At 55.2% G+C, this 248-nt stretch carries 1 pseudogene; it reads right to left on the bottom strand.

Annotated features, from left to right (window positions below):
• Window positions 1-248, bottom strand: a pseudogene (locus IEV17_RS17145) (collagen-like triple helix repeat-containing protein); the annotation flags it as partial.

The following is a 248-nucleotide window of genomic DNA, read 5'->3' as shown; positions in this document are numbered from 1 at the left end:
CCTGTGGCTCCTGTTGCACCGATATCACCTTTGTCGCCTTTTGCTCCAGTTGCACCTGTAGCACCGATATCACCTTTATCGCCCTTGTCACCTTGAGCGCCTGTGGCTCCAGTTGCACCCGTAGCACCTACATCACCTTTATCGCCCTTGTCACCTTGAGCACCCGTAGCTCCTGTTGCACCCGTAGCACCGATATCACCTTTATCGCCCTTGTCACCTTGAGCGCCTGTAGCTCCTGTTGCACCGAT

The organism is Acinetobacter modestus (assembly GCF_014636095.1).
In the GTDB taxonomy this organism is placed as follows: Bacteria; Pseudomonadota; Gammaproteobacteria; order Pseudomonadales; family Moraxellaceae; genus Acinetobacter; species Acinetobacter modestus.
The sequence above is the reverse complement of the archived record's forward strand: the minus strand, read 5'-3'. Positions and strand labels throughout refer to the sequence as shown.